General features: G+C 36.5%; 21 protein-coding genes and 1 pseudogene. 11 read left to right on the top strand and 11 right to left on the bottom strand.

Features of this window, described 5'->3' with window-relative positions; translation table 11 throughout:
* Positions 1–3 precede the first annotated feature (3 nt).
* Positions 4–891: a fumarate hydratase gene (locus QPL79_RS02195; protein ID WP_285273147.1), complete on the bottom strand. Its 888-nt coding sequence runs from the start codon at positions 889–891 to the stop codon at positions 4–6.
* A 107-nt stretch (positions 892–998) separates the two neighbouring features.
* On the opposite strand from QPL79_RS02195, the gene QPL79_RS02200 reads away from it, so the two are divergent.
* The 3 genes from QPL79_RS02200 to QPL79_RS02210 are packed head-to-tail and all read left to right on the top strand — an operon-like array spanning position 999 to position 1,492.
* Positions 999–1,121 (top strand): hypothetical protein, encoded by a 123-nt coding sequence (locus QPL79_RS02200; RefSeq protein ID WP_285273148.1) that lies wholly within the window; start codon positions 999–1,001, stop codon positions 1,119–1,121.
* Positions 1,075–1,317, top strand: a complete 243-nt coding sequence (locus tag QPL79_RS02205) for a hypothetical protein (RefSeq protein WP_285273149.1) — start codon at positions 1,075–1,077, stop codon at positions 1,315–1,317. Before QPL79_RS02200 ends, QPL79_RS02205 begins: the two co-directional genes overlap by 47 nt.
* Complete coding sequence (locus QPL79_RS02210) at positions 1,310–1,492, top strand: hypothetical protein (protein ID WP_285273150.1); 183 nt, start codon at positions 1,310–1,312, stop codon at positions 1,490–1,492. Before QPL79_RS02205 ends, QPL79_RS02210 begins: the two co-directional genes overlap by 8 nt.
* Positions 1,493–1,510: 18 nt before the next feature.
* On the opposite strand, the gene QPL79_RS02215 is transcribed toward QPL79_RS02210, so the two are convergent.
* The 4 genes and pseudogenes from QPL79_RS02215 to QPL79_RS02230 all read right to left on the bottom strand — a co-directional run bounded on the left by QPL79_RS02215 (position 1,511) and on the right by QPL79_RS02230 (position 4,414).
* The gene (locus tag QPL79_RS02215) at positions 1,511–1,885 is read right to left on the bottom strand and encodes a hypothetical protein (protein ID WP_285273151.1); all 375 of its coding nucleotides are present in this window, start codon (positions 1,883–1,885) and stop codon (positions 1,511–1,513) included.
* Between the two features lie 45 nt (positions 1,886–1,930).
* Positions 1,931–2,377 (bottom strand): annotated as a pseudogene (locus tag QPL79_RS02220) (4Fe-4S ferredoxin); the annotation flags it as partial.
* Between the two features lie 16 nt (positions 2,378–2,393).
* Positions 2,394–3,749 (bottom strand): phosphomethylpyrimidine synthase ThiC, encoded by a 1,356-nt coding sequence (gene thiC / locus QPL79_RS02225; protein WP_285273153.1) that lies wholly within the window; start codon positions 3,747–3,749, stop codon positions 2,394–2,396.
* A gap of 167 nt (positions 3,750–3,916) precedes the next feature.
* Positions 3,917–4,414: a PadR family transcriptional regulator gene (locus QPL79_RS02230; protein ID WP_285273154.1), complete on the bottom strand. Its 498-nt coding sequence runs from the start codon at positions 4,412–4,414 to the stop codon at positions 3,917–3,919.
* Positions 4,415–4,648: 234 nt separating this feature from the next.
* On the opposite strand from QPL79_RS02230, the gene QPL79_RS02235 reads away from it, so the two are divergent.
* The 8 genes from QPL79_RS02235 to QPL79_RS02270 all read left to right on the top strand — a co-directional run bounded on the left by QPL79_RS02235 (position 4,649) and on the right by QPL79_RS02270 (position 16,882).
* Positions 4,649–5,368: an ABC transporter ATP-binding protein gene (locus QPL79_RS02235; RefSeq protein WP_285273155.1), complete on the top strand. Its 720-nt coding sequence runs from the start codon at positions 4,649–4,651 to the stop codon at positions 5,366–5,368.
* Positions 5,369–5,550: 182 nt separating this feature from the next.
* Positions 5,551–10,269 carry a COG1361 family protein gene (locus tag QPL79_RS02240; protein ID WP_285273156.1) on the top strand — a complete coding sequence of 1,573 codons (4,719 nt, stop codon included), beginning with the start codon at positions 5,551–5,553 and terminating at the stop codon, positions 10,267–10,269.
* A gap of 5 nt (positions 10,270–10,274) precedes the next feature.
* Complete coding sequence (locus QPL79_RS02245) at positions 10,275–11,501, top strand: ABC transporter permease (protein ID WP_285273157.1); 1,227 nt, start codon at positions 10,275–10,277, stop codon at positions 11,499–11,501.
* 9 nt (positions 11,502–11,510) lie between these two features.
* Positions 11,511–13,052, top strand: a complete 1,542-nt coding sequence (locus tag QPL79_RS02250; RefSeq protein ID WP_285273158.1) for a M28 family peptidase — start codon at positions 11,511–11,513, stop codon at positions 13,050–13,052.
* A gap of 44 nt (positions 13,053–13,096) precedes the next feature.
* Complete coding sequence (locus QPL79_RS02255; RefSeq protein ID WP_438839346.1) at positions 13,097–14,254, top strand: AAA family ATPase; 1,158 nt, start codon at positions 13,097–13,099, stop codon at positions 14,252–14,254.
* A complete protein-coding gene (locus QPL79_RS02260; protein WP_285273160.1) occupies positions 14,255–15,562 on the top strand; it encodes a VWA domain-containing protein in 1,308 nt (435 codons plus the stop codon).
* Between the two features lie 50 nt (positions 15,563–15,612).
* Positions 15,613–16,335, top strand: a complete 723-nt coding sequence (locus tag QPL79_RS02265; protein WP_285273162.1) for a hypothetical protein — start codon at positions 15,613–15,615, stop codon at positions 16,333–16,335.
* A 13-nt stretch (positions 16,336–16,348) separates the two neighbouring features.
* The gene (locus tag QPL79_RS02270; protein WP_285273163.1) at positions 16,349–16,882 is read left to right on the top strand and encodes an archaemetzincin family Zn-dependent metalloprotease; all 534 of its coding nucleotides are present in this window, start codon (positions 16,349–16,351) and stop codon (positions 16,880–16,882) included.
* Between the two features lie 9 nt (positions 16,883–16,891).
* Here the strand turns inward: QPL79_RS02270 and QPL79_RS02275 are convergent, their stop codons facing one another.
* From QPL79_RS02275 to QPL79_RS02300, 6 genes are all read right to left on the bottom strand, one after another.
* A complete protein-coding gene (locus QPL79_RS02275) occupies positions 16,892–17,986 on the bottom strand; it encodes an ABC transporter ATP-binding protein (RefSeq protein WP_285273401.1) in 1,095 nt (364 codons plus the stop codon).
* 32 nt (positions 17,987–18,018) lie between these two features.
* Complete coding sequence (locus tag QPL79_RS02280; RefSeq protein WP_285273402.1) at positions 18,019–19,008, bottom strand: ABC transporter ATP-binding protein; 990 nt, start codon at positions 19,006–19,008, stop codon at positions 18,019–18,021.
* Between the two features lie 47 nt (positions 19,009–19,055).
* Positions 19,056–20,564 carry an ABC transporter permease gene (locus QPL79_RS02285; protein ID WP_285273164.1) on the bottom strand — a complete coding sequence of 503 codons (1,509 nt, stop codon included), beginning with the start codon at positions 20,562–20,564 and terminating at the stop codon, positions 19,056–19,058.
* Positions 20,561–21,619 carry an ABC transporter permease gene (locus QPL79_RS02290; RefSeq protein ID WP_285273165.1) on the bottom strand — a complete coding sequence of 353 codons (1,059 nt, stop codon included), beginning with the start codon at positions 21,617–21,619 and terminating at the stop codon, positions 20,561–20,563. The genes QPL79_RS02285 and QPL79_RS02290 overlap by 4 nt, the downstream gene beginning before the upstream one ends.
* 108 nt (positions 21,620–21,727) lie before the next feature.
* Entirely contained in the window at positions 21,728–24,811 is a 3,084-nt protein-coding gene (locus QPL79_RS02295; protein WP_285273166.1) for an ABC transporter substrate-binding protein, read from the bottom strand.
* A gap of 300 nt (positions 24,812–25,111) precedes the next feature.
* A complete protein-coding gene (locus QPL79_RS02300) occupies positions 25,112–25,330 on the bottom strand; it encodes an apurinic/apyrimidinic endonuclease family protein (RefSeq protein ID WP_285273167.1) in 219 nt (72 codons plus the stop codon).
* Between the last annotated feature and the right edge of the window lie 8 nt (positions 25,331–25,338).

Raw genomic sequence — 25,338 nt, forward strand, 5'->3', positions numbered from 1 at the left:
CACCTACTGCTCTATGGTGTAGCTACCATCAGGCTTTATAGTTATAAATGCTCTTCTAGCAGCCCAGCACTGAAATGCTATTGCTATGGGGTATGTTGCTGGATGTCTATATGCATATTCTACATGTACAGCAAGTGCTGTTGAAGCTTTTCCACCCATGCCCATAGCTCCTATGCCAAGGTCGTTAACCATTCTAAGTAGCTTTTCCTCAAGTTCTGCAACAAATGGGTTTGGATGTCTAGACCCAATTTTCCTAATAGTAGCAGCTTTTTTAGCCAGGTGCATAGCCAAGTCAACTGTTCCACCAATTCCAACACCTATAATTGTTGGAGGGCAGGGCATTGCACCAGCCTTGATAACTGCATCAAGAACAGCTTCTTCAATGCTTTCAATTCCTTTGCTTGGAACAGCCATATAAAGTGTTGAAACATATTCTGAGCCTCCACCCTTAGGCACAACAACAATTTCAAGAGAGTCACTTTCCAGGTTAACACCATCCCAAATAATTACAGGAGCAAACCTTCCAGTATTGTCACCACTATTAAGACCAGTGAAAGGATCAACACTATTTGGTCTCAAAGGAATTTCCACTGTAGCTTTTCGTGTGGCTTCAACTAAAACACTTTCAATGTATTGAATACCTGGGAACCTAGCCCCCAACCTAACATAAAATGTTATTATTCCCGTATCCTGACAAAGTGGTGCACCAAGCCTTTCTGCAAGCTCAACATTCTTGAGAATGGCTTCTAAATGAGCTTTTGCAGCAAGAGATGACTCTTCTTCGTAAGCTTTTTTAAGAGCGTTTTTAACATCGATAGGGAGATACACCACGGCTTTACGTAAACCGTCAACAACTGCTTTAACCATAGATTCTCTTAAATTTAAGTTCATGTATATCACATTTGCATTTGATTTTACACAAAACATTTATTATCTTTTTAGCAAAGAATAAGATAATAAATTGTTTCACAATTTAATTACTGGAAAAGGATTGTGCTATGGAGAAAAGCAAAAAGATTTTCGTAGGCAGAATAAGATTTAATGTCATTACTAGAATTGGAAGAATCAAGGGTGTTGAGTACGGCAGTAAGATTGAAGCTAAGGATACGGATAGGGAATAAAGCTATAGAGACTATAGCACTTCTTAATAGCGGATTCGAGGCCCCTACACCACAGCTGTTAATACCAATAAGCATTGCTAAAGCCCTTGGTCTTTGGCCGCCAGAAGATGCTATTGAAGTAACCTTGGAAACTGCAGGAGGACCTTTGAAAGCTTGGTTCTATCCTAGAAAAAGCTTTTGCCAAGGTTGTGGCTGAGGATGCTGAATCGAAGGAGGTTGAAGTAGATGTTATAGTTTCTCCACTAGGTGATGAACCATTGATAAGCGATATGCTTGCAGAGGAGTTTGAAATAGTTGTTGAGTCTTTTGGAAGGGGTTTGTGGAGGTTTCGATGGGAGCAGAAGCTGAGGAAAAGTGAAAAGAGATTGTGAAGTTTCAAAAGTAAATTGCTACAGAATTTTTCTAAGCATATCTAAAAGCTTTTCAATATTGTCAACATTTATCAATGCTCTTAGAAACGTATATCCTATGCTTGCATCAAGTTCATAGAAAGGTTCTGCAGAGCTTTTTGCAATTATCTCCAAAAAGCTTTTGTATGCACTAGCATGTTTTTCTAGCTCACTCAATTCCACTGTTTTTGGAATCTCCATGTTTATAGATATTGTAAATCTCCCTTCTCTCTCTACAACCTCTATCACAACATCATCTCTATGAATCCTCACACTTTCTTCAGCCTCGAATCTTACACCAATTTGTTTTAGCAATTCTTTAACTTTTTCTATCCATTCAGAGCCTTCTCCTTGATAAATAAGCTCCTCTTCCAAATTTTATCACCAAAAATCTATTTATGTAGTCTAAACATAAGGTTTTTAGCTGCTTTGCTTTTGCTGAAGCTCAAGCAATTTTCTGTACTCTAAACTATGTTGTTTAAGTTCTTCCAACACATCATTATTTGATTTAATAAGTTTATTAACTAAATGCAGATACCTTGCAACCCTAACAGCATCTGGCGATATCTCAACAACCTTCTCTCCATCAACTACAACATAATGCTTTTTATTGATTTTCTCTCCAAGAATATACTCAGCCTCATTAACAGCTGCGTGAAGCTGAAAGCAATGTGGACTTCCATCAACAGTCACAACGGTTACCGACCTTGGTTTAGATGATCTTATAATGCTTGCTATTTTTCCATATAGAGCTGGGTGTTCTCTTTCTGGACATGCATACAATACTACCTTTCCCTTTGCAAGCTCCTCAACAAAACTGTTGTTTATTATTTTGAGGCAAGCTGACACAATTACTAAGTCTCTATCCTTTAAACATGGCGTCTTAACCCATGTGCTCCAAACCCACGATTAACACAAGCTCATGTAATCGACCTCCTCCAAGCCTATTTAAAAGATCATTCATGGAAATACTTTTTCTACTCTTAAGCCATTTCTCAAGAAGCAAAAACACACAGTACTGGCCACACATTGTACAGCTCTTCAAATTACCTTCAAATTGTGTTCTCATTATTAAAGCTCTTCTTGGGTCTGGAGCCAACTTTATTTGCTTTTCCCAGTCGAGCATCGCTCTTGCAATGCTTATTTCAGCATCTACTCTACCAGCTCTTGAACCAAGCTTAACTAAATCACCTGCATGAGCAGCTATTTTAGCCGCTATAAGCCCTTCCTTAACCTGTTCAACATTTGGTAAACTGAGATGTTCCGATGGCGTTAGATAGCAAATGAGGTCAGCACCAGCAGCAGAAGCTATTGCAGCACCAATAGCAGTTGCTATGTGGTCATAGCCAACAGCAGCATCTGTTACAAGAGGACCTAGAACATAGTATGGCACACCCCCACTTAAACTCTTCATAAGTCTTATATCAGCAACAATTTTGTCTAAAGTCATGTGACCAGGTCCCTCAATCATTACCTGAACGCCTTTGTTTATAGCATCTCTGGCAAGTCTTGCATTGTTAACAAGCTCAGCTATTTGAAGCTCATCATGAGCATCAAATATTGTTCCAGGTCTAAGAGCATCACCTAAGCTAATAACAGCATTGTATTCTTTAAACAATTCTAGTAAATAATCCCAGTGCTTGATGTATGGATTTTCAGAATTGTTTTCAACCATCCAAACAGCTAGCATAGAACCACCTCTACTAACAATTGGCATAAGCCTTTCACTTCTCAAAGCCTTTTCAGATAACTCTCTAGAAATGCCAGCATGTATAGTCATAAAGTCTACTCCATCCTTGAGATGCTTCTCAACAACAGCTAAAAAGAAATCAGATGGAATAGAAACACCATACTTCGCAACACCCTCAATCCAAGCCTGATAAGTTGGCACAGTACCAAAGGGCAATGGTTTAGAAACCTCCATAAGTTTCCTCCTAACCTCATCTAGGTTACCACCAGTGGATAAATCCATTATTGTGTCAGAGCCCATCTCAACAGCAACTCTAGCCTTCTTAATCTCCATATTCAAATCAGCAACAGTTCCACTGGTACCGATATTAACATTAACCTTCGTTGAAAGTCCCTCACCAATAGCAACAGGCTTTACATTATCTCTTTTCACATTGCCAAAAACAATTATCCTACCACTCTTAACTCCTCTCCTAATAAACTCCACATCAACAGCCTCAAAACTAGCAACAGATTTGAGTATAGCATCATCAAAACTTCTTAGAGTCATCAACAACAACCTTTTTATTAATTATATGTTGAATATATGTAAGTCAAAGAAGTATATAACTCTAGCTATTATTGTCACAAAACTAGTCATGATGTTATTTAATAAAAACTTGATTCTTTTTGATAAGAATGCGAAACAGGTGTTCTGACCTAAAAACCTCAACTCATTCACTTATCACTTTTCCTTGTCTCCAATACACCATTTAGAATACTTATAATTTCCTGAACTCTAGCTTTTATCTCATTTAATGTTTCTTGAGAAAGCTCAATATCATGATTCCAAAGTTTTTTAATTACATCAAACATTTCCCTTAGCCCTACATATGACGCTATTTCTATAGCTCTATTTATTTTTCTTATATTCTTCTCTATATCACTTAGTCTACTTTCCATGTATTTCCAACCCTTTTCTGTAAGTGAATAAACCCTTCTATTGCCTTCTACAACAGAGTTCAACAAGCCCTCTTTTTCAAGTTCGTGAAGAGTTGGATAGAGAACCCCGCTACTCGGTACATACATTTTTATTGTTTGTGACAAAAACCTCTTTATTGCATATCCATGTGCTTTTCCAAGCTTCATAAGAGAATATAGCACAAGATCTTTGAAGATGCCCCTAATATTTACCAATATAAAGTCTATTTCAAGGATATTGCTCTTCTTCTCCATAAAAACTCACAATTTTTGTATTACTATACTTTCTCATAGACTAACCTAAATTAAATTTAATTGTACAAATGCTTAGTTAAAGCATATTAGAAATGTTGGTGAAGGGTATTCGACCCCGTCGGCTTCTCTCTTCATTCTCCTCGGTTTCCGAGGTGTCTGAGAGAGCCTGTTATAGCTATTCTAAAAATGCTTAAAAATTTTATGCATTAAAACATGTGTTGGAGTGAATGTAAGATGGTAAGGGAAATTATAGTTGTTGATAATGTCACCAAAGTTTATAGAGTTGGTGATGTTGTTACACAAGCTCTTAGAGGTGTTTCTCTAAAAGTATTTGAAGGAGAAATAATTTCGATTATGGGTCCTTCTGGTTCTGGAAAAACAACTCTTCTTAATATGATTGGTCTTCTAGATAAGCCATCGAGTGGAAGAGTTATTATTGATGGTATTGACGTTTCTAGGCTTGGCAGCAGAGAGATTGCTAGTATTAGAAATACTAAAATTGGTTTTGTTTTTCAATTCTTTAACTTAATAAACAGATTAACTGTCTTGGAAAACATTGAAATGCCTTTAATACCAAGGGGAATACCAAAATCAAAAAGAATTGAAATGGCTAAAGAAGCTCTTGTTAAAGCTGGTGGAGATGTTTCATGGTTGCCTAAGAAACCAACTCAGTTATCTGGTGGTCAGCAGCAGAGAGTTGCTATCGCAAGAGCTATTGTTGGTAATCCAAGAATTGTGCTAGCTGATGAGCCTACAGGTAATCTTGATAGAGCAAGTGCAAAAGTGGTTATGCAAACATTTCTAGAGTTGAACAAAATTGGAACAACAATAGCTATCGTTACTCACGACCCGGAAATAGCTAATTGCACTCAAAAGATATACATCATTAGAGATGGTCAAATAGTTTCTATTCAAATACCTGATACAAGTAAATGCATTCTTAACACATATTGATTTTCGGTTTTCACATTAAAGATTGTATTTGCAACAAAAAGCTCTGCTTGTCAATGTTAGTGGAAAAGAGTATGTGAATAACATGGGTTTTTGACTAAAATTACAAAAACTTAAAAATAAAGCTAAGAGCAATACTGTGTCTGCAGACATAACCAAGAAAATTGCTATGTTAAGGTGTTAAAATGTTTGTAAAGAACAAACATTTCACTACATGTGCAATAGCTTTGCTACTGATATTGCATTTAATTTTATTTGCTTTCATTTCCACAAGCTATGCTCAGCAGCAACCATTTATTTTAATGAGGTATAGCTACAAATCATCTGCAAACACAAATACTATTTATCCAGGAAGTAGAAACGTTGTTTTAACCATAAATGTGCTGTATAATGGCTCTTCAACTGCATTTATATCAGCAGGCTGTATAAATCTTCCACCTAGCTTCTCAATAACAAGAGGCTATAGTTCTTGCTCACCTCCACAAACACCAAATGGTTCAACGTATAGTGTTGTAGAGCCAGGAGATGTTATAGTTTTTGAATATCACATAGATGTTGACAGCTCAACTGCGCCTGGCACATACATAGCTAATCTAACAATCTATTACAGGGTTAGCGGATCACAGTTTTCAGCATCCTTGAGTAACATAGCAATAACTGTTTCCCAGTATCCACCAATAAGTGTAGAAGTTGTTGATTGGTATTGGAATCCTGATGCATATCCTGGTAGTCAGGGTGTATACCTTTATATAACACTTAAAAATAATGGAAATTCGAATATAGTTCAAGCAAATAGTGTTGTGGAATTACCACAGGTATTTACACCTAATCGCATAAGGTATCAGTTCTCCAATCTGGGCAAAAACCAAACAACAACAATATCGCTAGGACCCATATCAATATATTCAAATGCATTGCCAAACACACAATACCTTGTTAAACTAAAGATTAATGCAACTATGTCTACAGATGACAATGTTATTTATAGTGCACAGGGAAGTGCAACATTTTATGTAACAGTTTCTCAAGCTCCACAACTTCTCATACAAATTATTGACTATGGAGTTGAGACACCAAAACCTGTGGAAAATGCTATTGGAACAAGATTCTACATGACTATAATGAATAAGGATTTCAAAAATATTCGAAGCATAACAGCATATTTCACAATTCAAAGTAATGGATCATTCTACAACAACTCTTTAAAAGCTACAACAATTTCTCAACAAACATTGGCATATGGGGATGTTGAAACATTATATAGCCCACCAATAATTTTGGGAAACAGCAATACAATATCAATTTCTGTGAAGCTCATAATATTTGGGGATGATAATGGAGCCGAGTTTTGGAGTGAACAGATATACTCATTCAATATTCCAATTCAGAAACCATCCATAGATCTAGTTATAACCAATGTTTATTGGTCTTCTGGAGAGGTGTATGCCGGTACTGAGGGAGCAACACTAAACATTGATTTACTAAACTATGATGTTATTGATGTAAGAGATGCAGCAGCTGTTCTTCAGCTTCCCAAAGGCTTTTACCCATCAACAATCACGGTATCTGGAATCAATATTCAGAGAGGTTCAGCAGCAACTCTTTCATTTTCAGGCATATCAATTCTAACCAATGTTGCTTTTGGAGAATACCCAGCAAAGCTACTTGTTAATGGAATTGCTTTTGACCCATCTACAAATACCTTCTACAAGTTTTCATCTACCTACACTATAAGCATTAAGGTTTTTGAAAGGCCTTTTACAAGAATATTCAATGTTTCCTCTAGTGGATGGGTAGAGAACAAAGTATATACAACTTCTGTTGGTGTTCATGCCTATGTTTATTTACAAGTTTCTTCACCTGGATATAGAGTTGAGGGAATTAAAGTTAGTGTTTATCTTCCTAAGGAAATGGTTTTTGAAAATGGAAATAGAAGTACAACAATTGTTTTAGGCAATAATGTTTATAGCTATGGACAAAGCATCCGCATAGAGATTGGCCCAATAGATGTTGTTTCAACAGCTGATGGTCTTTATCCGATAATACTTAGAGTAGACTATCTCTCAACAACAATAAAAGGTGGTGGTTACTGGTCTAATGAATATTACACAATACTTTTACCGATATATAAGCCGTTGCTAAACATTTCGTTGATTGACTATGGATGGGAAAACCAGATAACAACATCTGAGACAAGTGGAGCATCAGCATACTTCACACTACAGTCTCTTTCAATAGATACTATACAGAACATTGTTTTAAGAATTGAAGTATCCAATGCAGCATTTTTAGATGGTAGAAACATCTCTGTACAGATAGTGAATGGCCCTATAGACTATGGATCAATTCAAACAGTGGTGTTTAGAAACATTGAGGTTAACAATGCTAGTGGTGTTGAAGCAAAACTATATTTGAGTGCTGTGGTAAGTAGTGGTAGAGGATCATACTACAGAGCATGGACAGAGTATAGAATTTCTCTAAAAATCATGAACAATTTAAACACTTTTAGAGTAGTTGCTTTACATACACGTTTAAATAATGCTTATGCACCGTTATTGCCATCAGCAAGAGAAGTAACAATTTCTATCACTATCGCAAATACAAAAACATACCAAGTTGCATGGACAAAGCCTGAGATTGTTTTACCGAAAGAACTTAAACTAAATGATGTTACAGGAACATGCTTAAATGGTGTTTCCTCTGGAGGTATATGCACTATTGACTTAAATGTTGACATTGCAACAACGGCATCTCCAGGGGTAAAGAATATAACTATTCACCTTACCTATGCTGTGAGAAGCGGACAGGCATTAGTAATTCTCAAAGAAAAGCTGTTAATACCAATTGCAATAGCTTCATACAGTTACTACAAGCCAGAAATCAGCCTCGTTTCGGTGTATTGGGGTGGTCCACAAGCACCAACAAGAGTGTTGATAGGTCAGAGAAATGCTCCATTCACAGTCACAGTAATGAACAGAGGGTACTACCCCATTAGTGGTGTTCATATTTATGCAAAGCCTTTGAACAGCTCTATAACATTGTTCAAGGAATCAGATGTTTGCTCTCCTCAACTAGCTCCTGAAGCATCATGTAGTGTTACACTATATGCTGATCTAGCCAGTATTGATAAAGCTGGAAACATACTCTTCAAAATCACTGTTGCTTACACATTTACATATTTTGGCACAAACATCAATGATTCGCAAAACTTTACTGTAACACTGCTAGTAGATGCACCAGCTTCTGGAAGAGGTTTGGAGATAGTTGATGTTTCCTGGAGCAATAACTGGCCTGTTTATCCAAATACAGAAAACGTTACACTTGTGATAACAATTGCAAATAGATGGCCATATAGAATATCTGGAGTTGATATAGAGCTTAAACTTCCACAAGGTTTTTACACAAAGTATGGATCAGTGGCAAAAACATATGTTGCAGGACCTATAAACAGTCTTCAGCAATTCACGGTAACACTTCAAATATCTGTTGGGAATGTGAAGCCAGGTAGGTATTTTGCAGAGCTTGTAACTAGCTATGTTGTTGAATCGGGATCTCCAAACACCTTAGTTACTGAGAGATATGGTGTAAGTCTCATTGTGAATGATTTAAGCAAGAGTATTGATGTTGTTTCTGTGCAGTGGATTGGTAAAACACCACAGCCACCAGAGTATGGAGCAATGCTTATGATTGTTGTTAGAAACAATTATAATCCATCAATGAAAGGAGTTGTTCTTAACATAAACCTTCCCAAGGGTTTCACATCATCTGATGCCAACAGCTCAAAGGTTTCCATACCAGCTTCAAACATAAATGTTTTGCAGCAGCTTCAAGGAATTCAACAACTAAGATATTCAAGCATGCAGCAGTACATGGCATCAATATTATTGCAACAGAGTCCAGCAAGTGCACAAAGCTTTGGATATGGTGATTTGCTGTATTTCTATGTGAAACTGAATATAGTAACGAATAAAACAGGCTTTTATGTTGCAAATGGTACTCTCAATTTTATTGATCAGTGGAACAATGTTAGAGAAATACCAATAGCAATAAATATTAGTATTTTGGGCTCTGCTAAAATAGTTGATGTTTTTGCACCTACAACAGTTAAAGTAGTTAAGGGTGTTGCAACACTTGATATAGGCGTTGCTAACAAGGGCTCTGCACCGCTGTACAATGTTTATGTGTATCTCATTCCATATGCATCAATGCTTATACCACAGCAAGCAGTTAAATACATAGATTTGTTGCCACCATCAAAAACCGTTAATGTGAGTTACAAACTTGTTTACAACCCCATTTCCATTTCCATGGGAGGTACACAAACATATTTAAGATACATGAGCGTGCCATTTTCTCTTTCACTAGTTTATAAAGATGTTAATGGCAATACACAGTTCTTCAACACATCAATAGCTGTTTTGATAGAGCCATTCATAGACATATCCCTTTTAGATTCCAAGGCAACTCTTTCAGGAAAATCATTGTCTATTTCAGGAACTGTTGCAAATTATGGAATAGCATCAGCAAGAAGTGTTGTTGTTAAAGCAATTTATGGCAATTCCTATGGAGAAACACTAGTTGGCGACATAGATCCTGCATCTCAATCCGCATTTAGAATAGAAATAAATGTAAACAACATTAGCAGCAACACTGTTGTGCTAAAGATAGTGTATAGAGATGAATATGGTAGAACAGATGTTATTAACTACACAGTTCCAATTATAATACAGCAAACAACATCAACTGTAACGATATCGCAACAAGAAGCAGTTATATACAATCACTATGTCATTATAGCAATTATTGCTACATTTCTTACTGTGATAGGCTACTTCCTGTATAGATATGTAAAGATCCATGCTAAAGCCATTGAAGGCTCTATAGAAAGAATTAAATGTAGGTAATTTTCATGTTATTCATTCAATTCTTTTTAGACATTTTCAAGCTTGCATTCAAAACACTTACAGAAAGAAAAACAAGAGCTACACTAACAATAATTGGAATTGCAATAGGTCCACTAGCTCTTGTCATGATATCAAGTGTTATAGATGGCTATGGAGATTATATAATTAATCAAATTGAGGGTCTTGGACAAAATGCCATTGTTCTTTTTCCAGAATCTGGAACAAAATTCAGTGATAGTGACTTAAATCTGATAAGGTCTTTACCAGGTGTTAAAAGAGTTGAACCATTTTACTCTATACAAGCACAGGTCAGGGTGGGCACACAAACAAAAATTGTTTTTGTATATGCAATACCAATAGACATTGTTTTTGAGTCAATAAGAGGATTGGAAATTCTCGAGGGCTATACACCATCTGAGTCAGATTATCTAAAAGCTGTTGTTGGATATAAAATAGCTTTTGATGATAATGGCAACAGGGTTTATGATCTTGGAGATGTTATTACATTGACATATATGAAAACAGCTGGTGGTAAAACGGAAATTAGAAGAGCTTCTGTTTCCATTGCAGCTATTCTTAAGGAATTTGGAGGAGCATTTATTCTAAGTCCTGATACAACAATTTTTCTTCCTCTTTCAGCTGGTCAAAGAGTTCTGGGTTTAAATGAGTGGAGTGGAATATTTATATTGGCAGAGAAAAGCGAGTATGTCCCCATGCTTGTTAAGCAGCTTCAGCAAATATATGGAAACTCAGCATCTGCGATTTCGTTTCAGAGTATTGCAAATATTGCTAGCTCCATTATTGGCGCAATGAATTTCATATCCTTTGCAGCATCACTATCAGCATTTGCAGTTGCAATAGCTGGTGTAGCAGCAACAATGATAACATCTGTCATTGAGAGAACAAGGGAAATAGGTGTTTTAAAAGCTCTTGGATTTACAGATTTTCAAGTTCTTGTAATGATTCTCATGGAAAGCATTGTGATGAGCTTAATTGGTGGAGCTATAGGCATTTCATTAGGTGTTATAGGTGCTCATGCTTTAGCATCTAGAGGATTTGAGATAAGAGCTGCTGCAGAAGCTATTATGGTTGTTAAAGCCGCTCCAAAGATAAGGATCTACACAATTGCAAAGACACTTGGACTAACAATTCTTGTTGGTATTGGTGGGGGCATTCTACCTGCTTACAGAGCAGCTAAAATACCTCCAGCTGTAGCTCTTAGATATGAATGAGTGAGTATGTTGAGAAACATAGTTGAAGAAGCATTTAGAATAGCGAATATTGTTAGTAGCTTTGGGGAAGTTGTTGGTGGTTCGAGGAAGGAGTTAGCTCTTTTAAATATTATTAGAGGTTTTTTAGATGGGTATGGGGATGATGTTTACCTAGATCCGGTCCCAGTTACTTCGTGGGAAGAAAGCTATTGTTTTATTGATATCCGTGGAGAGACTTATAGATGTGCAGTTCAACCACCTGCTCAAATCGATGTATGTGAAGAAATTTTGCAAAACAACATCACAATATTTAGTGCAGCAGAGATCATAACAAAAAATCTCTCATATAGTAGCATCTATGACAAAATTGTAATTGTTGAAACACCTCGTGATCCAGACGACATAGCCACTATTGCAAGGATTTTGAGTCTTTACAGCCCCAGGCTAATAATTTTTTCTGATGTTCACAACACCATAAGAAGAATAGTTGTTTTAGAAAATTTGGTTGCTTTGTATGAGGAAGCCTTACCTATAAAGACACCAGTAATTGTGGTTCCCTTTTCTGTTGCTAGAAAAATTGTTGAATTTGGAAATGCAGAAATATGTGCAAAATCAAGTACTGTTCAATCTTATGGCTATAACCTGATAGCAAATATTCATGGCAATGGCGATAGAAGAATATATGTTACTGCACACCATGACCACTGGCTTTCAGGAGCCTCAGACAATGTTTTGGGTGTGGCAATAGCAATTGCATTGTTTAGACATTTATCTCGTTTTAAGTTATTGAAGAAGGGGTTGTCATTAGTTTTGTTTACAGCTGAAGAGGGGTTTCCCCAAAAACTAAACTCTTTTTACTGGCTTGTTGGCTCAAAACATTTTGTTTCCAAGTATTTTCACAAGCTTTTTGATGAAGTAGAAACTGTAATTAACATTGATGTTGTTTACAGTAGCAATATAGTTGTTTCAACGTCGAATCCAATATTGGAGAGTGTGTTAATGAAGAATGGATTTAAATTAAAAGGTGATGATATTGTTTTTGACTCTTTTTCATTCTCAATGGTTGGAATACCTTCGCTAACAATCAACTCTTTTCAAGATGCTTTAAGAGATGGTGTATACCACAGTGAATTAGATGTTGTTGAAAGTGTTAATAGCGAAGCAGTTTCAAGATATATGGAAGTATTGATGAATATTCTCAATATTGTTGATGAGAATGAGTTAAGCAACTTGAATTTTGTTGAAAATGCTATAGCCTCTAAAATTGTTAGCTCTGCTCCTAACCTAGATGTTATTGAATCTCTTTACCTCTTTCTCAAGGCCCTAGAAAAATGCGGAGTTGTTAACAGGAAAATGTTTTTGAAGCTGCTTAGCAGAATTGCTTTAAAAACTTATGTTGGAATGGATATTGGTGAAAAACTTGGTGTTAGGGAATTCACAAAATTTTTGATGTGTGAAGATAATGTTTATTCTATTCCTGTGAGAATTGTGAAAACAATTGATGAGTGTTATAGAGACTATAGATTTAATATAGACTTGCTAAGAAATATAATTTGTGCGGTGTGTAAGTAGAAAATATTAAAATGTAGTGGTATATGGTTATGCAACCAAATCAAATCATTAACAAAGATGAATTGATGATTCTTCAAAAAATTCTGAATGAGCTTTCTAAACCATTTGTTGGCAGGGAGGAGGAGGCTAAGGTAATTCTCCTAGCCCTTTTAACAAAAGAACATGCAGTTCTAATTGGCGAACCTGGTACTGCAAAAAGTGCTTTGATTAGAAGAGCTGCTCAAATTCTAAATATGAAATGCTTCATGTATCTATTAACAAAGTATACAGAGCCTGCAGAACTCTTTGGTCCTCTTGATATAAATGCTTTGAAAGATGGAAAATATGTTAGAATAACGTCACATAAGCTTCCAGAAGCTGAAATAGCATTTCTAGATGAGATCTTCAAGGCGAATTCCGCTATTCTAAACACACTTCTAACAATAATGAATGAAAGGCTATTCTATGATGGCTACACAGAAATTAGAGTTGCTTTGTGGAGCTTGTTTGGAGCAAGTAATGAAGTTCCACAAGAACCTGAACTAGAAGCCTTATATGACAGGTTTTTGCTTAGACATTATGTAAAGCCTTTGCCTGATGATTTATGGAAACAGCTTTTGAGAAAGGCATGGGATATTGAGAGATTTGGGTATCAACAACCAGAAATTATCATTGATAGAAATACTCTTGATAAAATGCATGGAATGGTTTTTGAAGTTAGTTTTAGTGGTGTCGAGTCAAAGCTTCTAAAGATATTCTCTGTTTTGGAGTCAAAAAACATACATTTAACAGATAGAAGAAAGGGTAAAGCATTAAAGGTTATAGCAGCCAACGCATTAATTAATGGAAGGTTGCAAGCTGTTGAAGAGGATCTTATGGTTTTAAAGTATATAGCTCCTCACGATATAGATGATTTTGAAAAAGTTAACATAATTCTTTCTGAAGAGCTGAAAACACCATACAAGTATCTGAGAGAGTTAGAGGAAATAGGTGTTAGCGTTAAGGAGGTTGGAAACTACATTGCATCGTTTCCATCCATAAACTCTAGATTTGTTGAATACAGGCTTCTAGAAATTTATAGAGACTTGGAATCCACAAGAGATAGGGTATTGGCTATGATGAGAGAAAGCAATGATGAGAAGGTACAGAAAAAGGGTATGGAGATTGTTGAGCAAATAAATGATATACTGGATAAAATTAAGAGGAAAATTGAGGGTAGGTAAATGCCAGGAATTCTGAAGAATATAGATTATCTAGATCCTTTCACTAGGTATAAGGGTCAGAAAATAATTGATAATTTGAAGAGGTTGAGAGTTGGAGGTGAAATTCCACTTGAGATGGCTATAGATGTTTACTATGCACTGTACTTGCCATTTCCACAACTTGTTGAAATAACTGATGTTCCACTTGGTAAAGAAAAACAATATAAATTGATAAAAACTATGCTTGGAGATGAAGAAGCTAAGAAGCTGAGGCTATATACAGTTGCAGATAGCTTTGCTTCTGTAGCTTTAGGAACATTGTTTTTAATGAATCTGTTTTCAGAGCTTGGCAACGAGGAGAAAGAATTTGAACATGGAGGTGGTAGAGGTCAAAGTGGAATGCGTAATCAGCAGCAGAGTGAGGATGAAGGTGATGGTGGTAAAAGCTTTGAAGAAGCTGTGAAGAATGCTATTAGAAAGACTAGCGAAGCTGCAGAAACTGTTAAGGAGATTCAACATTTTGTTTATGGAAACAAGGCTGGTGTTGGGCACATACTTAATCTTGATGAAGATGTGACAACTGTTCTAAGACTTGTTAAAAATACTGACATTAAAAACATACTCAATGTTTTAGCTAGAATACCAGACATAGCCTATGCTGCTAAGAGAAAAAAGGTTGGGTATCAGCGAGGAGAAATAGAGGGGTATTCCAGAGGATCAGATGTAGAAAGAATAGTATATACAGAACTTGCATATCCACAGCTATATCTATATACAAAAATAGCTGAGGGTGACTTGTTAATATTTGAGAAAGTTATGTACTTGACTATGGGCCCCATCTATGTTTTGCTAGACAAATCTGGAAGCATGGATGGAAACAAAATTTTGTGGGCAAAAGCAACAGCTTTAGCATTATTCATGAGAAGTAGAATTGAGAAAAGACCATTTTACATAAGATTCTTTGATTCTGAACCATATGAGCTAATATCTGTTAAACCAAATGCGAAACCAGGACATGTTGCAAAGCTTTTAGAGTACATAGCCATGATTAGAAATGGTGGTGGAACAGACATATCGAAAGCTCTTATGACAGCATGCAACGATATTTTGAAGAGTAGTGTTAGAGAAACAAGCGACATAATACTGATTACAGATGGCGAAGATAGAATAGCTAGAAGCCTTATCAAAAAAGCACTTCAACATGCAAAAGCAAGACTAATATCAGTTATGATAATGGGTGATAACGATGATCTTAGAGATATAAGTGATAACTACATGAAAGTTGTTAAGTTGTCGGATAAAGAGCTTTTAACTGTTGTTAGCAGCTAGCTTAATAAGATAGAAAATAAAGACTATGAAGAACCTCTTTTGTGAAGCTCATGAGCTTTGCTAAGTACGCTGCAATTGTTAAGAACTTAAGAGGAGTTGTTTTAATTGATTTTGAAGAGGACGGTGCATGGAAAAGTTTAAAGTGGCTTATTAGCAGATTCAAGTATCGGAACCTAGGTTTAACCCCAAGCATCATAAAAAGATATGGAGATAAATTAAGGAATTATTTGAATAGAAATCCATTTAAGGAGCTTGTTCCTCCAACAAACGCAATTCAAATGCTTATAGAAAAACTCTATGAAGCATCTAAGTTTCCATATGAAATTGTAGAGCTTTTAGTATTCTCATCAACCTACATCTCACCTGCTATGGTCATTGGAAGTAGGTATGTTGAGTATGTTAAGAGGTTATCAGTTGATGGTATAAGTGTGTGTAAAGATCTTGATGTTAATTCGTGGAAACTTCATATGAGAATAGCTGACTACACTATTCTCGATTTTTACGAAGAGTGCATTAATGAGATATTGAAAATTATTGAACAAGGTGTTTCAAAACAGGTTCTTGAACATATTGCTATTCTTAGGAAAAGTAGAATTGAAAAGGATAAGAAAAGATATTGGAGAATAGCATGTAGTGATGGAAACCCCCTTCTATATTATATTGACATGATTGATATAATTCTAAGATACAACGCATATGAAGAAATAGTCGCTGATCAAGCTGCTGCATTAGCAATTGTGCCAGTAATAATCATTTCACAAAAAATCAAGTAATCAAGTGAATGTTATGAGCGTAGAAATATTCTTTACAACTAGCAACACTGATATTGTAAAACATGTTGAAAATATTGTAGCAAGTATTTTAAATCTTAAAATAATTGATGAAAGCATTATAGCTTTGCCACAATGGTTATTCAACTCTAGAAGAAACCAGTATAAAGCTGATCAGGTTTTAGACTATTTGATTACTCTAAAGAAACATGTTGATTCCTATGCTCTTGGAGTCATAGATGCTGATGGATATGTAAATGGACTTAATTTTGTCTTTGGAGTTGCATATCCACATTCAGGAGCTGTAGTATTTTTGCAAAGACTGAAATCAGTAGATAAACAGCTATTCTTATTGAGAATAGAAAAAGAGGTTCTTCATGAACTTGGCCATGTATTGGGTTTGGAACATTGTAGACAACCTGATTGTGTTATGAACTTCAGTAATTCGGTATATGAAGTAGATTTGAAGAAAGCAGCATTTTGTAGAAAATGTGCTTTAAAGCTTCAGGAAAGTGGAATAATGCTAAATCCAAGTAACATTATCTACTGAAAAAGCATTTCAAACTTTTTTGTAAAGCCAACATGCAACATAGTGATCTTTTTCAACTTCTATAAGTGGAGGTTCTTTTGCTTTACATATTTCTGCAAGTTGAGGGTATTTGTCAATTATAGGGCATCTGGGATGAAACCTACAACCAGGTGGTATATTTATAGCTGTGGGTACTTCACCTTTAATATCAAGTACTCTAAGTTCTTTTCTTCTGCTTGGTTCAGGTTCTGGAATAGCCTTTATTAAGGCTTTTGTATATGGGTGTAGAGGGTTATATAGAACCTTGTTGGCAGGCCCTAGCTCAACTATTTTACCTAGGTACATAACAGCTATTCTATTGGCTATGTACCTTGTTAAAGCAAGGTCATGTGTTATGAACAGATATGAAAGTCTAAGCTCATTTCTTAACTCCATTAAAAGCTTAAGAATTTCTGTTCTTATAGAAACATCTAGCATTGACAAAGGCTCATCTGCTACAATGAACTTAGGTTTAAGTATTATGGCTCTAGCTATTACAACTCTTTGTCTTTGTCCTCCTGAAAGCTGATGTGGATATCTATACATGAAATCTTCTGGTGGAGTTAACTTAACTAATTCCAATGCCTTTGCAACTATTTCCATCCTCTCTTCTCTTGATTCTCCAATTCTATGAATTTCCAAAGGCTCTGTAAGTATGCTTAGAATTGACTGTCTTGGGTTAAGACTTGCATATGGATCTTGAAACACAATCTGCATTTCTCTTCGAAGAGGCTTCATATGCTTAGAACTGATTTTGGTTATATCAACATGAACTTTTGTATTCAAAAGAATGTCCTCACCTTCAGCTTCAATTAACTCCTTTAAAACCTTTTCACTTGGTTTAAATCCAATGATGCCCGATGTTGGTTCAACAAGTTTAAGTATTGCTCGACCAGTTGTTGTTTTACCACAGCCAGATTCTCCAACTAATGCAAAAACCTCTCCATCATTTAAGGAAAAGCTTATACCATCAACAGCTTTCACATATTTTGTTGGAGCCCTGGTTAAAAGCTCTTTCAATCCCTTGCGAAGCGAAAACCAAACCTTCAAATCATTTACATAAAGCAATGTTTCATGATTTAACATAGGATGATAGTTACCTTCAAAACCCACAATCATCACCTCTTAACTGCAAGCCAACAGAAAACAATATGGCCATTCTCTAGCTTGGTCATTGGAGGCTCCTCTTTTCTGCAAATATCCATTGCAAATGGGCATCTGGGATGAAACCTACAACCAGGTGGGGGATTAATCAAATCTGGTGGCTCACCGGGTATGCCTTTCAATTCGGTTTTTTCGCTACTCAAACTTGGAATACTGTCTAAGAGGCCTATAGTATATGGGTGACTAGGGCTTTTGTATATAGTATCTGAAGATCCATATTCAACTATTTTACCAGCATACATAATGGCTAAGTAATCAGATATTTCGGCTAATAAACTGAGATCATGTGAAATTATTATCATAGACATGTTTTTCTCTCTTTGAAGAGTTTTTAAAAGATTAAGTATCTGAGCTTGAACAACAACATCAAGAGCTGTTGTAGGCTCGTCAGCAATTACAAGAGGAGGATTCAAAGCCAGAGCCATGGCTATTACAACTCTTTGCTTCATACCACCACTAAGCTCATGTGGATAAGCATTTACTTTCTCAGGATCCAGACCAACAGTTTTCAAAAGCTCTCGAGCACGTTTAACTCCCTCTTCCTTAGAAAGGCCAAGATGAAGCTTAAAAACCTCAGCTATTTGATCACCTATCTTCATAACAGGATTTAGAGAATTCATAGCTCCTTGGAAAATCATTGAAATACCTTTCCACCTAATTCTTTTTCTAAATTCTTCTTCACTCATAGATGTTAGTTCTTCACCCATGAATTTTATAGATCCTTTAACGATTTTACCTGGAGGAGGCACTAGCCTCATTAAAGCATAGCCAAGAGTACTTTTGCCAGAACCAGATTCTCCAGCTAAACCAAGTATTTCCCCTCTTTTAAGAGAGAAACTCACATCATCAACAGCCTTGACAATACCTCCACTTGTAAAGTAATAAACCTTTAGATTACTAACACTTAGTAGATTATCTTTAACACTGCCTTTTACTGAATCCATGACCTCATCCCTTTGCTCAATAGCTTTGTATTCTTTTTGAGACATTATCATCTCCCTCTCAGCCTAGGATCAACTATTGTTTCTATAGATATGCCCAAGGCAATAAATGTAAAGGATGTTAAAGCCATGGACATTCCCGGGGGTAGCACCCACCACCATGCATACATCGCCACACCTCTGTATTCCTCTGCTGAAGCTAGTATCGACCCCCATGTGGGAAGACCATGGTAAATACCTAACACGCTTAAACCAGCTTCCAAAAGTATAGCACCTGGTACTGCAAAAACCAGAGATGCAAATAGGTATGGCATTACATTGGGTAATATATGGCGAAACACAATTCTAGCTGAACCTGCTCCCAAAGCCCTTGCCGCTTCTACAAAAGGCTCAGCTTTTATAGTTAAAGTCATGGTTCTTGTAATTATGGCTGTTCCACCCCAGGAAAAAGCTATATACACAACAACTATCATTAACAATCTTAGCCAGGGAGATTCAAATACTTGTTGAACTATTGCACCTATTAATATCATTATTGGAAGTAGTGGAACATTGCCTAACACATCTACAAATCTCTGTATTACCTCATCTACCAAACCACCATAATAACCACTCACAACCCCCAACACACCACCCATAAATACCGATACTGTGGCTGCAAAAACTCCTATGAGCAAGCCTACAGGAAATCCGTAGAGAACACCCAAAGCTATATCTCTTCCAAGGTAGTCTGTACCTAGGTAGCCATATCTATCCCCTACCACAATTATGGATAGAGATTCAATAGGAGATCCCCTTAACCCCAATTCAACTAAATATTTTGTAGGTATAGCAATTGAGAACTGTATTCTATAAGTACCTTCTAAAGGCGAGATCCTAAGTTCATTACCTGATAATGAAAATTTAGAAAAACAATACTTTATGTATAAAGCACCTGCTGTCAGCTGTGGCTCATACTTTTGACTAAACTCAATTTTTGACATACCTGTAATACTTGAAACAAGATCTCTAATCGATGAAATTGTTGTTGATGGATCGGTAAACAAAACATACTCCGATTCCTGTTGAATAACACTAACTAGCTCACTCAACTGTTTAGCACCACTATAAAGTGTAACAATATTGTTATCAGGTCTTTCTAGTGTTAAGCTAATCTTTAAAGATATGTCCATAGCACTTTTCGTTACAAGAGGATTAAGTTTCTCAATAACTACAGCAATATTCTGAGGATAGTCATTTGCATCAAGATTATAGATAGCTCTATACACATAATAAGTTATGCCAGCTTCTTCATATGTTGAATATCTAGGCACATTAATTACTGCATGAGGAGCTCGTTGAATACCTATAAATGCAACCCAATCTGGTGGTGCTAACTTTGGGGTATATGCCCATTCTCTTGGATTGTTCCACTTAATTGATATATCAGAAGGTACTACAGCAAGGGCTATAAAGGATAGTGCAACTATTGCTAATAGCAATATTAATCCTATCCTTCCTAGGTTGTATTGCCATACTGTGTTAATCCAAGTTGCAATGCTTTTTATATATTCTTTCAAATTCTCACCCTAGGATCTAAAATCATATATAAAATCTCTAGAATAAACCTGGCTACCACATATGCAAGTGACGACATAAAAACTAATCCTAATACTGTAGGGCTATCTGAATTTGTTATAGCAACTCTAAACAATGTACCCATTCCAGGCCAATCAAATACCGCTTCAGTAATCATGTAACCTCCGAAAATAGATGTTGAAAGCGCTAAAACAATACTTGTAATTACAGGAGGCATTGAAGCTCTTAAAACATGTTTTCGAGCTACATCAGCATCGCTTAAACCCTTAGCCTTTGCCGTAACAACAAAATCCTCAGCTGAAACCCTTAAAACCATAGCTCTTACACTATATAGCCACCCACCTAACAATCCAACAACAGAAACTAGTAGAGGCAGCCACATGTATTTAACTATTTCAACAATGTTCAAGCTATTTATTGCAGCCACTATAGGTCTTGATGTTGAAGGGGCAAGTCCTAAGGTGTAGGCAAATATGAGTATAAAAAGCATTGCCAACCACCACAAGGGTATGGCATTAAAGATTGCAGCATAGGAAATAACAGTTTTATCTAAGATACCCCCACGCTTATATGCAAGTAAAGGGCCTATCTGTAGAACTATAACAACACACACAAATTCAGCTAAGGTTACTAATAGTATAGACCTAGGTATTACCGCCATGATAGCATCCGAGACTCTGCATGGAAATGGCAATCCTGCTACAGAACAGGTATCCGCTGATTGGGCATAGCCAAGATTTAAAAACATAATGTTTCTAACATTCATAAACGCTCTCACAACAGGTGGTTGGTCTAAACCATATAGGCTTATCAATGTCTTCTCATACTCCCTAACTCTTCTTGTTATTTCCTCAGCTGAAACACCCATACGCTGTAGTTGTTGCTGATAAACTCTTTTTTCACCATCTATAATAGCCTTGTAAACCTTTTCATCATAACCTGTTAAACTTAGAATTACAGCAGTTAATACGACTATTGCTATTAGACTAACAGTTAGGGTTATAGCTCTCTGCGTTAATCTTCTCGTTACACTCAATATAAACACCAAAAATATTCTGGCATGAGATTATATGAGCAATAATTAGAAGAAGGGTTAAAAAATTTTATATATAATTTACTGCTTTTTATATTGTATTGGTTTTCATTACCTTCTAATTACAGCAACGACTGCAGCAATTACGCTTGCCAGTGACAATACTAATGTTACAATCACTAGTGTTGTTAATGTGTTCAACGATGATTTTAAGCCTGAAATAGCATCAGCTAAGGAGTCTATTGATGTCCTCAAATCGCCTATGTCTCTTGATAGAGTAGTTGTTAAATCTCTTTGTTGTTGAAGACCTTGCTTAATTGATGTAGTGTCTTGAGCAATTGTTGCTAGTAACTCAGTTAAGCTTTTGCTCATGTTAGTTATTGATATGCTTAGTGATCTTGATGTCTCACTTAATCCGCTACTTAAGGTCTTGGCCAGCTGATCTAGTGATGAAGATACTGTCTTGCCTACTGTACCAAGTTGTGTCTCTAGCTCTTTTCTTAGCTCAGTACTTACAGATTCTAGCTTGGTGCTAAGCTCTTGTGTTGTTTTCTGTACACTGCTAACAGATTCTCTAACGCTTTGCAATCCCTTTTCCAACTCTGATATTCTTTCCCTAAGCTCTGAGACAGCTCCTGCAGCTAACCCAGTTGTTAGTATAGCTGATTTCTGTGCTGGTTGTGTAACCTCATCACCATAAACAACAACTATGAACTCGTAGTTGCTAAACTCATTTAACTTTGCTGTTACAAGAGATGGTAGCACTATCCTCACCTCTTCTCTTGTTGTAGTAACTTTACCAGAGTACAGAATATCTTTGGTTTTCATGTCTTGAATCATGTATATAACATGTAATGGGAACTTGCCAGAGACCTCAACAATTACTATAGCCTCTGCACCAGGGCTAACAGTTGGAACAGATATTGATAGTATTACATTTGGCTGGGGTATTCCGTAATACAATGCATCAGGTCTTATCGGATAAGCTGGAGGTTCAAACCTTTCTAACACAAGTCTTTGAGCATCTTTGTCATATAGCACAAGCATGTAAGGTCCGTTGCTAACCCATGCAGATCCATATTTGTCTATCCACGAAGTCAATGCCTGTACCCTCTTGCTCCACTCATCACGAGATATTGTATAAAGCCCGGGCACATTAGTATATCTAGCAACATATTCATAGCTCATCTCCTGCAAAGCCTTCTTCACATCTGCTGCATGATCGCGTAGAACAACACTTAGCCACGGCAACTTTGTAGCAGCTGCTCTAGTGTCTGTTAAGGCATAAGTTTGCTTGTCATAGCCAAGGTATGCTTGTGCTGCGACTAATTCTATTGGGTTTATTGGGTTTAACACAGCGTAATCAGCTATATAGTTGGGGTCAAAGTGCCAGAAGTTTATGTATACCTCAAGCTTCTTCTCCTCTATGAGTGGTCTAAAGGCTACAAAGGGTTGCAAACTTGTTTGAAGTGTTGAAGCTATCTTGCTTTCTATCTTAGCTTTAGTACTGTTGTATGCAGCATCAAATACCATAGCAATGTACCCAAGAACATCGGCCCAGGTAATGTTTACTCCATGATGCCAATAGTAACCAAGGTATTTAGACAAATCAAATACTACCTTACTTGTAGCATTTACCCCAGGCCCAACCTGCACCCATCCCTTATTTGGATCCCATTTAATGGCATCAGAAGGAACATCTAGCTTTCCATCAGGTCCTGCTGTTGTAACAGACCAGGTAACTCTAATGGGTATTGGCTCGCCATTGAATGGATGCCTCCAGGACCATGGATCAAACGTGGCTCTTTCAGGATCAACACTATAAACATCTGTGAAACCTCCAAATATGTTCCACGCTGTTCTAGCTGTCCATATCCATAGATGACCAACAGTTATAGTATCCTTACCTGCTATACGCCAATTTCTAGCATTGAACACAGTATTTCTAAGTCCTGCACCAAGATCTAACGTAACACCTTCTAGATTAGTAACAGCTGCATATACATCTGTTCTAGCAGCTATCCAAATTCTAATGCTTTCTTGGATTGCCATTTCCGTTCCTTTTCTAATACATTCTAAAAACTCATCCTTACTCTTGAAGAGGCCTAGAGCTGCTTTTTGACTAAGCTCATCTATGGTCTCGTTTCTGTAATTCCAATATTCAGCTTCTTGCCAACCAGGCATATAGCCAAGCCATGGTGCTGCAAACTGTGCTAACATTCCAGGATCCCATCTCTCTAATGCTCCTCTACCCCAACCCTCTGTGTATAAATGCCATTGAAACTCCATAGGATCTGTGCCATAAACCCTTGTTATTGCTTCGCCAAATGTTAGCATAACTCTATCGACTTTAAAGCCCAGGTTTTGCTCAATAGCAGCTGCAACAGTTTCTCCTATATTTTTCCTCTCATCCTCAGTTCTAATTATGAATGTAACTTTGATTGGCTCTCCATCATATATCCAAGTGCCACCCTCAAACTTTGCACCAACCTTTGTCAATACATCAGATACTAGTTGGTAGGCATAGCTTGGATCAAATGTGAATCTGTACTTTGCAACAATATCAACAATATCTGCATACATTGGATCAGCAGGTCCATAGTTTGTGTACATGGGTATTCCAAATCCCTTCATGATTTCACGTATTATGAAGTCTCTATCAACCATGTAATTCATTGCAAATCTCACTTGCTTAAAGCAGAATGGGTTTATCTTTAACCCAGTATCTCTGGCAACTTCATAACCAGATGGAATGGTCTTGGGCTTAACACAAAGCTCAATGGATGTAACTCCCTCCTTCTCACTGTAGTAAGTGTTGATAGCCTCTACTGGTAACCCAAGTGCTTTGCTAACATCATCTTTAGTTACTTTGCCTTTGTACTTCAGTATTGTTACTGGTGCTGGATTTAGTATTATATCTAGCAGACCAGCAGCTGCTTGATATAGTTTTATATCAGTTCTACCAGCTAATTGAACTGCTTGAGCAGGTCTTAAACCAAAGAGATAAACATCTATTTCTCTACCAAGTTTTGCAGGCACATCTTCTAGTGGTACTCTTACAAATTCAATTCTCTTAGTGTATGCAGGTAATATTCGCTGGGCTTGAATAGTTAATGGTGCTACAATACTCAGTAATAATATTGTTGCAAGAGCTATTGAAAAGATTGTTTTTACACCATTCATTACTTTCTTCATGAACAAACCCCAACTAAATTAACATGTTTAAACTATATAAATTTTTATGGCACTATTAAATCAGTCTTTAAAAGGTATGATTATGATATTTCTTACATTTAGATATAGAATATTATCTTAGAAGTTAAGTGATAATAGAAAAAGAATTGAGAGGCTATATTTCTTTTGACTTTTCTATATTCATTGTAGAGCTTGCAACATCAAAATTTCTTTTATTAACCTGTCAATTGCTTATGGCATGTCATTTCAATAATTCCGTAAGTTCCTTTCATTGTTTTTGCATAATCCTTGATAACTTTGTTAGCTCGTAATTAAACACATCTTCATATAGTCTATGTACAGAGGTATAATTATGTCTGGGTCTTCTAGTTGTGGATGCCACATTTTCTCCCATTCCACAGATATGTATCCTTGATAGTTTGCAGCGTCAAGATCTCTTACTATTTTGCATATTGGAACTATTCCTTTTCCTGGTCTTACAAATACTCTTTTCCCTTCAACAATTACAAAGTCTTTCATGTGCACAT

The organism is Ignisphaera cupida, assembly GCF_030186535.1.
GTDB lineage: Archaea > Thermoproteota > Thermoprotei_A > Sulfolobales > Ignisphaeraceae > Ignisphaera > Ignisphaera cupida.